Source organism: Candidatus Accumulibacter aalborgensis (assembly GCF_900089955.1).
GTDB classification, from domain to species: domain Bacteria; phylum Pseudomonadota; class Gammaproteobacteria; order Burkholderiales; family Rhodocyclaceae; genus Accumulibacter; species Accumulibacter aalborgensis.
Map to the genome: position 1 here is coordinate 1 of NZ_FLQX01000025.1, position 9,095 is coordinate 9,095.

8 protein-coding genes and 1 CRISPR repeat array are annotated in these 9,095 nt (G+C 57.0%); of the genes, 1 reads left to right on the plus strand and 7 read right to left on the minus strand.

Annotated elements, in window-relative coordinates:
• The first annotated feature begins 101 nt into the window (after positions 1 to 101).
• Positions 102 to 1,441: a CRISPR direct-repeat array (repeat unit 37 nt; unit sequence GTTTCAATCCGCGCCCCTCGTTGCCGAGGGGCGATGC).
• A gap of 181 nt (positions 1,442 to 1,622) precedes the next feature.
• The 3 genes from cas2 to cas4 are packed head-to-tail and all read right to left on the minus strand — an operon-like array spanning position 1,623 to position 3,589.
• Positions 1,623 to 1,913 (minus strand): CRISPR-associated endonuclease Cas2, encoded by a 291-nt coding sequence (cas2, locus tag ACCAA_RS02805; RefSeq protein ID WP_186405735.1) that lies wholly within the window; start codon positions 1,911 to 1,913, stop codon positions 1,623 to 1,625.
• A gap of 4 nt (positions 1,914 to 1,917) precedes the next feature.
• The gene (cas1c, locus tag ACCAA_RS02810; protein WP_186405736.1) at positions 1,918 to 2,946 is read right to left on the minus strand and encodes a type I-C CRISPR-associated endonuclease Cas1c; all 1,029 of its coding nucleotides are present in this window, start codon (positions 2,944 to 2,946) and stop codon (positions 1,918 to 1,920) included.
• A gap of 1 nt (position 2,947) precedes the next feature.
• On the minus strand, positions 2,948 to 3,589 hold the full coding sequence (gene cas4, locus ACCAA_RS02815) for a CRISPR-associated protein Cas4 (protein ID WP_186405737.1): 642 nt from the start codon (positions 3,587 to 3,589) through the stop codon (positions 2,948 to 2,950).
• A gap of 74 nt (positions 3,590 to 3,663) precedes the next feature.
• Here cas4 and ACCAA_RS02820 point away from each other — a divergent pair, with 74 nt between their 5' ends.
• Positions 3,664 to 3,906, plus strand: a complete 243-nt coding sequence (locus tag ACCAA_RS02820) for an addiction module protein (RefSeq protein ID WP_186405738.1) — start codon at positions 3,664 to 3,666, stop codon at positions 3,904 to 3,906.
• A 116-nt stretch (positions 3,907 to 4,022) separates the two neighbouring features.
• On the opposite strand, the gene cas7c is transcribed toward ACCAA_RS02820, so the two are convergent.
• From cas7c to ACCAA_RS02840, 4 genes are all read right to left on the minus strand, one after another.
• Positions 4,023 to 4,886, minus strand: a complete 864-nt coding sequence (cas7c, locus tag ACCAA_RS02825; RefSeq protein ID WP_186405739.1) for a type I-C CRISPR-associated protein Cas7/Csd2 — start codon at positions 4,884 to 4,886, stop codon at positions 4,023 to 4,025.
• Positions 4,887 to 4,896: 10 nt separating this feature from the next.
• Positions 4,897 to 6,759: a type I-C CRISPR-associated protein Cas8c/Csd1 gene (gene cas8c, locus ACCAA_RS02830; RefSeq protein WP_186405740.1), complete on the minus strand. Its 1,863-nt coding sequence runs from the start codon at positions 6,757 to 6,759 to the stop codon at positions 4,897 to 4,899.
• A complete protein-coding gene (gene cas5c / locus ACCAA_RS02835; RefSeq protein WP_186405741.1) occupies positions 6,756 to 7,484 on the minus strand; it encodes a type I-C CRISPR-associated protein Cas5c in 729 nt (242 codons plus the stop codon). Before cas5c ends, cas8c begins: the two co-directional genes overlap by 4 nt.
• Positions 7,477 to 9,095 (minus strand): CRISPR-associated helicase/endonuclease Cas3 (locus ACCAA_RS02840; protein WP_342674021.1); only part of this gene is annotated, 1,619 nt, incomplete at its 5' end. The genes ACCAA_RS02840 and cas5c, both read right to left, overlap by 8 nt.

Sequence of the window (9,095 nt, forward strand, 5' to 3'; positions counted from 1 at the left end):
TCTTCCCGACCGTACGCGGGATATTTGGAGCCCTTAGACCTTGGCCAGGGGAGGACGTAACAGTCTGCCGAGGACATCTCGAAATTGCTGGATTAGGCAGAGTTTCAATCCGCGCCCCTCGTTGCCGAGGGGCGATGCCGCCAAAATCAAGCAGGACGAAGCCAAGAAACTCGTTTCAATCCGCGCCCCTCGTTGCCGAGGGGCGATGCAACACTTTCGCGGATTTCGGGGCTTCTCCGGACAGGTTTCAATCCGCGCCCCTCGTTGCCGAGGGGCGATGCCCGTTCCATTCGTTTGCGGCGCTGACCGAGGATTTGTTTCAATCCGCGCCCCTCGTTGCCGAGGGGCGATGCGCGCCTAGCCCATGCAGCCCCACCCCCCCAAAGGTTTCAATCCGCGCCCCTCGTTGCCGAGGGGCGATGCCCTCCATCCTCCGCGCCGTGCAAGCCGCCCTCACCGTTTCAATCCGCGCCCCTCGTTGCCGAGGGGCGATGCGCTTGGCATAGGCGCTCTCTGGCTTGAGAGAGGGGTTTCAATCCGCGCCCCTCGTTGCCGAGGGGCGATGCAGGGAAAGCTGACGTTCTCGTACGATCTGATCCGCGTTTCAATCCGCGCCCCTCGTTGCCGAGGGGCGATGCGAAATCATGGCCGCCGTCAACGCCCAACTCGCAGCCCAGTTTCAATCCGCGCCCCTCGTTGCCGAGGGGCGATGCCACAAATTTTCTTTCTCGCGTACACGCCTAAAGGTTTCAATCCGCGCCCCTCGTTGCCGAGGGGCGATGCGCATGGCCAAGGGGTGATGCGCAAAACTTTTCCTGTTTCAATCCGCGCCCCTCGTTGCCGAGGGGCGATGCCTTCGAGCACTTTGTCTTCTCGGATAAGCTCGTAGTTTCAATCCGCGCCCCTCGTTGCCGAGGGGCGATGCAGGAGTCGAGTTTGTTGAGTGGCCTTGTAAGGCTGTTTCAATCCGCGCCCCTCGTTGCCGAGGGGCGATGCTGAATCCGACCTGCGCACGCTGATCGAGGCGGAGCAGATCGAGTTTCAATCCGCGCCCCTCGTTGCCGAGGGGCGATGCGCGAATGGTCGCAACCACCTGCATGGCCATGCTCTGTTTCAATCCGCGCCCCTCGTTGCCGAGGGGCGATGCTATTTACACCGTCGTATGCAGACGATGTGCCCAGCAGTTTCAATCCGCGCCCCTCGTTGCCGAGGGGCGATGCGCGCTGCTCATTCTACACCTCGGAAACGGTAGACTCGTTTCAATCCGCGCCCCTCGTTGCCGAGGGGCGATGCTCGAACAATACGTCAAGCTCAAAGCCAGGATCGTCCTGTTTCAATCCGCGCCCCTCGTTGCCGAGGGGCGATGCCAGAGACAGACGGCCCCATGCAACTTTCCCAGAATCTGTTTCAATCCGCGCCCCTCGTTGCCGAGGGGCGATGCTCATCTTCCCTAACCTCTGGAAGCAGAGGAACAAATTGTCCGCTTTGCGCGAACCCCTTGCTCATGAGCGAAAAGCATCTTACGCGAAATGGCGCCAGGCTGGAAAATTGAATGAATTCAGCGCAGAACAAGCTGCGCGAACCTCCCGGGAAATCCATGGCCACTCCAGGTTCGCGCAAGACTACAAGACCAGAGGAGCATCGAAGTCGGTGGCGCGGAAACGGCCATATTCCCTGACTTCGTAGCCTTTCAGTTGGGCTATCCGGTAAAAGCGCAGATTGTCTTCATCGGCCTTGATTTCGGCGAGCAGAGTTCGCTCCAGCAGTTCGAATTGCGCGCGGTCGACCTGACACTCGAAGACCGATTTCTGGACCCGCTGCCCCATGCTCTCGCAGACCTTTGCCACCCGCCGCAGGCGACGCCGGCCGGCGCTCGTTTCGGTACTCACGTCGTAGCAAACGATGACCAGCATGGTCTCAGCGCACCAGGTAAGGCAGATACTCGGCGGTATCGCCGCGCAGCGTTCGTGCCAGCAGTCTGGCCTGAACATGCGGCAGCAGGCCGAAAGGGACGGGTTCGCTGAGCAGTGGATGGCTCAGGTTTTCCTGCTTGCGCTCCTGATACGCGACCAGCACCGTCTTGCGCGCATCGCCTTCGAGGAGGACTGCGCCACCTTCGCGCTCGACAAAGTCATTCGCCCCGACTTGCCCACGGTTGATCAGCGAGAGCACCAGGCGATCGGCAAAAGCGCGAAACTCCTCCATCAGATCAAGCGCCAGCGCCGCCCTCCCCGGCCGCACCGCATGCAGAAAACCGATCTGCGGATCGAGGCCGGCCGCTTCCACGGCAGACCGGCAATCGTTCATCAGCAAGGTGTACACAAATGACAACAGGGCGTTGATACGGTCGCGTGGCGGGCGCCGGTTGCGGCCATCCATACGGAAACTCGCTCGCGCACTGGCCCGGAGAAGGGTGGTCAGCGCAGCGAAGTACTGGCGCGCGGCCTCGCCCTCGAAGCCGCGCAAGGTGTCGAGATCGGCAGCGGTCGGCAGTGCGCGCAGCGTTGCCGCCAGATCGGCCGCGCCTCGGGAGAGAAGTTCGGCCTCCTCCGGCACCTTGGCCTCGCGCGAACCGCGCAGCAGAACCTGCCGACAGTTGCGCACCTTGCCGGCCACGCAATTGCGCGCCACCGCCAGGGCGAAGGCCGGATCGCGTCCCAGACCGTGCTGCGCTTGCCGCAGCAGGACATTGCCCGACACCGCCCCCTCCAGACGAGCCTTGAAACGACCATGGCTGTCGAGCAGAACCAGGCTGATGCCGTCGTCGGCCAGACGATGCATCAGCGGCAGCGAAACCGACACATAGCCGAAGCACACCACGGCGCCGAGGTGGTGCAGCGGCACCCGCAGGCGCGTCGTCTTCTCGACCTCGACGCGCAGGGTGTCGTTGTCGAGATGGATGTAGCTTTCGGGTGTGGTGACGTAGAGCGTATTGAGTAGTTGCATATCAGCAGTCGTCCAACTCGAACAAGGTGCTCACCACGGCCGCTCGCTTCAATGAGCGCGCCGCCACCTCTGGCTGGTAAAGGTCGCGCAGCGAACAGGCGCGGCAATGATCGTCATTGAGCGGCGGCGGCAAGCTAGCCGCCACAAGGAGTCGGCGCACTTCGCCGACAGCGGTTTCGACTCTCGCCCTTAATTCGTCGTCGATGAGCACGATTCGCCGGCGGCGCGACGAGGCGTAATACAGCGCCCCTTCCGGCACTGCACGCCCGAGCATCTCCTCCAGGCAAACCGCTTGCGCGGCGAGTTGGAGGTCGTCACAGGCGGCAATGTCGGCCCGCTTGTGACGCGAGCCGTGTTTGTATTCCACCGGATAGGGTGTGCCATCGGGCAGGAATTCGACGACATCGCCCTTGCCGACCAACCCCAGGCGGTCGCAGAACAGCGGCAGAGCTCGCTCGACCCGCAGCCCGGCGCGCACCTCGAAGCCGGGATCATCGACCCGCTTGTGCAAGGCCTGTCCGCGCTGGGTGAAAAGGTTGTCCTCGAACACCTGCTCGACGTGAATCAAGGCGCACTGACGCGGGCAATAGCTCCAGTGCTGCAGGGCGGAGATCATAATCTGGTCGAGTGGTTCAGCGGGCATAGGCTGCGCCCTTTGTATGGCATTGGCAAGGTGCTTGAGATAGCATGGAGTCCGGTTCAACGGAGGATCGAATCATGATTGCCTCACCCCTTGAAGACATTGAAGCCGCGGCCTTGCAATTGGCCACCGCCGACCGCATCCATCTGGCCGAACGCCTGCTCGCCAGCCTCGCAAAGGACGACGAAATCCTCGCCGCGTGGCAGGAAGAAGTCGAGCGTAGATCTGACGCCTTCGACCGGGGCGAAATTGGCGCCGTTGATGTCGATGAAGCCATCGCACAAACCCGCGCCAGAATCGCCACCCACCGGCCCGCATGAAAATCGTCATCTTGCTGCCGGTTTTGGTCGAACTTGACGAGGCTCATCGTCCACCAAAGCCAAGCAGCGCCACCGGAAACAGCATTGCGCCGAGCAACGCTGATCACTGGCCTGCCTTAGAAACCATCGATGATTTCGGGCTCCAACCCCGGCAAGGCTTTGCGCAACGCGTCATGGTCAAAACTGCCATCGTTCTGAAGAATGTTGCGCAGCGAATCGTGAACCTTGGCGGAGGAATACTGCCCGGCCTTGCTGTTGTGCTTCCACCAGATCAGATTCAATATCTGCATACTGCCGTCAGGACGGGCCGCCGAAGAATCATTCTCAAATAGCTTGGGCAGAATGGACTTGATTACCTCAGCATCGTCATCGCTGAATCCCGTACGTCCGGCAAGTTGGGGGCTGATGCTGCCGTAGCACTCATAAATGCCAGAATCTACGCGATGCTTCATGCCCATCGTGTCGGGACCGCGCTTGCTACCATCGCCCTCACCGCTAACGCTCTTGGTGATCTGCGTACTGGTAACGCTGACTCGCTCCTTACTGAATGCCGACTGGATCGTAACCGGCCCACGGATCGGGATGGAAACGCCACTTGCATCCCCTTCCTTTCCGAAGGCAAACACTTGTCCGAAGGAACGGACGTCAAACCATTTCGCGCAAGCCGCTTTAGCCGTGTCATCTTTCTTTGCTTTCTTGGCATCCCATGCCTTTTTGCCAAGACCGTTCGTTTCGGATTCGGCTCGCGCACGAAGGCTCACTTCCCCATCGATCCTTCGATCATCCGACTGGACGAAGATGCAGTGCTCGGATTCCTGCAGGCGATCACGAAGTTTGCGTTTGATACAGACATCAGTCATTTCGCCCAAACCATCGTAATCCGTGCGAGGCCGGTTACCGTTCAGAGGATCACCGTTCGGGTTGGCATTCCTCACGCGAAATACGAGCGCGAAGTCAATTTTGTTTTGCAGGGTCGTCATAGTGTGTTCCTCAGTTCTCACCGTTGTTATTGCTAGGATCGTCATCAGGCGCGTTATCAGGTACGTCGCGGGGCTTCAAAGCCTGTCGCTGACAGTGGTAGCCCAACAGGAATTCTCCCGAGAGTTGGCAGTCCTTGGCAAACTCAGTACCGATAAATAAAGCCATCACTTCATCAAGCAGCTTTTCCATTCCATGTAAAAATCCGGCGCGCTGCGTACGCAAGCGAGTCTTGTACGGGCTTAGTGCCAACTCAATGGTTTTCCATGTGGAAAATGGGCGATCCGCAAAGCGCTGCATCAATCGTGCAGCCGTCGTCTCGCGCCTTTCACCTGCTACAAACAGCGCTCGTCCTTCGATGTTTTCTGCGATTGCAAGTAGCCGCCCGTAAAGGTAATCGCGGCTCGTTCGGTCTTGTTCCAAAGCCATTTGGTAACCCCTTTCTGTGTGGTAGCCCTTGAAAAGTGCGCAGGCGATTCCCAGGCCCCTCTCCCAATCCCAACGATCAAGGCCGACACGGTTGCTGGCACGCCGAGTTGTCGATTTAACGAGGTCGACAGGTACCGGCAAGCCATCGACAATGCACGGCAATAGGCGCTCAACAGTGGCCTTTCTCAACTTGTCGTCGACGCGCGTCCCGTAAGCTGCTTCTGCAATATCCGCAGGTGCAGGCGCGCCAATGAATTTCTTCTCCTTCCCAAAATTCTGAGCCCAAGCACACTTCGAGTGCCAGGCTTCAATCCGCTCAAGAAACTCGGAACCATTTAGTTCTCGGTAAAAGGTGATTGCCATCCGCCCTGGCGTAGCAGAATCCAGGCCCATGACAACAATATCTTCCGTCGGCTCCAACTGAGAGCCATAGCCTGCAATCGCTTGCTTGAGGCGAAGTGCGAACGCCTGTGCCACGCCAGTGCCAAGTGACGTCGGAGCTACCAAAGTCGCCGGGCTGACTCCGAAGAGAGCTAGCGTGCTCTCTAACGGGTCAGGGAGAGGCTTACCCGATACAGCCCAACTGACGACCGTCTGATCGTTGTGTCGATAACCTTGACGTGTTATTAGCCAGCGAAGAGCGTTATGGGCCTTTTGACTAACCTGAAAACTCACACTGCAGACCTGTCTCTCGTAGTCTTTTTTTCCGTCCGTGAATCTGCCTCTGAACGTAAAACCGCTAAAGTCATTCGCAGAAATGAGTTTGCCGCCGTCACCCGGCCGTCGAATGAATCGCGGATGGTTTTGTGCCAACCGAGTCTGGGAACCTGTTACCATGCAAAAACCTTTTCCACCGTTCCGTTGCTCGTCGAAGTCAATCCACGATCTAATCAAGGTCGGATCTTCCCAAGTACCGGAGCATACGTTCCCAAATTCCTCCGTCCTCCAGCGAATAAACACCTTGCGATCCTCAAGCTTTGTTTTTTGTCCACGGCTATTAGTTATCACGACCGGAAAAATGTTTTCCTCCAATAAATCTCTTTTTAGTGTTCCCTTGCTGAGATAAGCAAGGATAGCGCGGGCTTTGGGATGTGCGTGCTCCGACTCGCACCAGTCAGAAAGCAGGTGCAAGTAAGCCGCTTGCTCCTCAGTCATTGGTCCTGCTGAGAAATCCACTGCGCAATAACCAATCTCCTCGCATAGAGGGTGAGGAGCTACGCCCGCGGTTCTGCCCGCAGAAGATTCTGTCGCCGGAATGAGTGTCGGAGACTCGGCCCACTCAAGCTTCTTCGCCCTGCCTTTGCGATAATTTCCTTTGTCATCAATTACCATTTCTACATGGGCCTGCTTCACAAAGTGTGAAATTGGCCAAAGCGATGCCCCGACGGGTTCAACCGTGTCCGCGCACTGCTCGTAAGTGTCATACAGCTTTTGAATCCAGCTCATTCCACTCCCTCCAGTTCGGCAGCTTCGTCATAAATCGAGCGCTGACTCCCGCCAATGCCAAAGTGCTTGATGCTCATCTCGCGTACGAATTTTCTGACAGTGCAGTCTTCAGGCATGTCAAAACGGATCGCGCCATTGACCATCTTCTGGTGGCAGAAGCGCGCTTGGAGTTTCTTCTCCCCGGTCTCATCTGGATAATCGAAACCATGGAACATCAGGCCAAACGAAAGCTCCCCTGCATCATCAAGTTCGCCAGTCCCGGTACCAAATTCACATGGCTCTACATAGGCTTGGCAATCCCTGCTCCCCAAGAAAATGTCCTGCCTCCCTCCACGCTCCAGCATGCGCTTGACGATTGCGTAGTGCTTGCCTTCAACCCTGTCCGCTGCCAGTTCATTCCGCTGGGTATTCCACACGAAGTGTGCCCTGACCTGGTACTCAACCTCGGAAAGGAATGTGTATATCGCGAGCGTATTACCGCCACTGAATTCTTGTGGCTTGGTACCTTTGGTCTGGGTACGGATTCGCTTCATGACGCGAGCCTCGTCAATGACCCAGATCAGAGTCGGCTTCCAGTAAATTGACTTGACGATACCTTTGAGGGCTTCGTAAGTGGGCACCTGATAGGAGAATTTCTCGCCCCCTACTCGGGTCAGCGGATCGGTGAACAGAGCGTATCGACCCCATACTCTGAATTCAATACTGTTGCGATGAAAATCAGACATTAAGTGTCTCCATGAGAGAAACCGGCTCGGCGGCCAAGCCAAACTCTTTACTATAGTAACGGGAATCGAGGCTAAAAACACGCATCCCTTCGTTGACTTCTCTTACCGCTTCCATCTGTTTCAGCTTTTCCAGAACATACGGGAAAACGTTGACCGTGTATTGCTGTGCAGTCCGCAGCAAATCATACTCCAGAGTTAAGTCATAAGCGGCATGCAAGCGTGCGACAAGGTCGGAGCCTTTTTCGCCATAGGGAACGATGACGCCCTGTGTGGGCGCGTCAATTGCTTTGAAAACCTTGGCCGCCGCCATGAACGACTGATTGAGAAGCCGCTCAGCTACCTTTCCGGTCTTACGCTGGCATTCTTCTCGTGCTGTGCGATTGCCAGAGAGCAGATTGAGAAGGTCATCGTCGTGACCCAATTGATTTGCCGAAACTGGGTAAATCATATCACTTTGGCGGTTAAAAAAGTAATAGCGGTAGTAATCCTTCAAAGCCTCTGGTCCGAGCAGGTTTCCAAGATAGCGATCCGGATTTTCGCCAAAATCATCGAGCACTCGCAGCGCATGCTCGCGGCCGATTCTGATGTCTGGGAGTTTTTCCAAGCGCTCATCCGCGGGATTAACCAGATGAACGATTCCCGGCTCCGGGCGGCCATTGCGATTACAGCGACCGGCTGCTTGTGCAATGGAATCCAGCCCGGCCATCGAACGAATTACCGCGCCGAAATCAACATCGACCCCCGCTTCGATCAGTTGAGTACTGACACAAAGAGTCGCCAACGCGGCATCGAGGCGATCCCTTATTTTTTTTAACTCCTGTTTTCGATGAGCCGCACACATGTCGGTGCTCAAATGAAACACGCTATCGGAACCGCTCCGCGCTGTGCACCCTTCAAAAACTTGCCGGGCAGCATCCTTGGTGTTGACGATAACCAGGCAACTACCGGCACGATCCAACTCGTCCAGGGCCAGTTGTGCAATCTCCGCATAGGCCCAGCCGCCGGGTTTTCGCCGATCACAGATTTCGACGCGTTTCAGGTCTGCGAACAACTGGCGAACATCGCGAACGATTTCATTCTGGGGAGCAAGACGGATAGCGCCGTTTTTTGCCGAAACATCGTGTAGCAGCGGTTGCGTGGCGGTACACAGGACGACCGTGCTGTTGCATTGTTCGACAAGGAAATTGATAGCGTTGTTGAACAGATGAACACACTTGATGGGCAGCGTCTGAACCTCGTCAAAGATCAGCACGGAATTTCCCATTTGATGCATCCGCCGGGCCCCTCGCGTTCCAGCGCCGAACAGAGACTCAAGGAACTGAACCATGGTCGTGTATACCACGGGCGCATCCCAGTTTTCGCACAGGATTTTTTCTCGCCAGGTCTGTTGTTCAGGCGTAATGCTCGAATGGTGTTCGAGGATCACCTTACCGTGCTGAGTTGGCTGATCATCGGGTTCAAGAATTTTCCGGACGACGTCAGCGTTCTGGTCAATGATTGAAGTAAACGGAATCACGTAGATGATCCGGTCGAGCTTTCGTCTCTTGGCGTGTGTTACGTCCTCCCCTGGCCAAGGTCTAAGGGCTCCAAATATCCCGCGTACGGTCGGGA

Excerpts from the sequence above, each read along its gene's own strand:
- cas2 (WP_186405735.1), bottom strand. The coding sequence starts at position 1,913 with ATGCTGGTCATCGTTTGCTACGACGTGAGTACCGAAACGAGCGCCGGC.
- cas1c (WP_186405736.1), bottom strand. The coding sequence starts at position 2,946 with ATGCAACTACTCAATACGCTCTACGTCACCACACCCGAAAGCTACATC.
- cas4 (WP_186405737.1), bottom strand. The coding sequence starts at position 3,589 with ATGCCCGCTGAACCACTCGACCAGATTATGATCTCCGCCCTGCAGCAC.
- ACCAA_RS02820 (WP_186405738.1), top strand. The coding sequence starts at position 3,664 with ATGATTGCCTCACCCCTTGAAGACATTGAAGCCGCGGCCTTGCAATTG.
- cas7c (WP_186405739.1), bottom strand. The coding sequence starts at position 4,886 with ATGACGACCCTGCAAAACAAAATTGACTTCGCGCTCGTATTTCGCGTG.
- cas8c (WP_186405740.1), bottom strand. The coding sequence starts at position 6,759 with ATGAGCTGGATTCAAAAGCTGTATGACACTTACGAGCAGTGCGCGGAC.
- cas5c (WP_186405741.1), bottom strand. The coding sequence starts at position 7,484 with ATGTCTGATTTTCATCGCAACAGTATTGAATTCAGAGTATGGGGTCGA.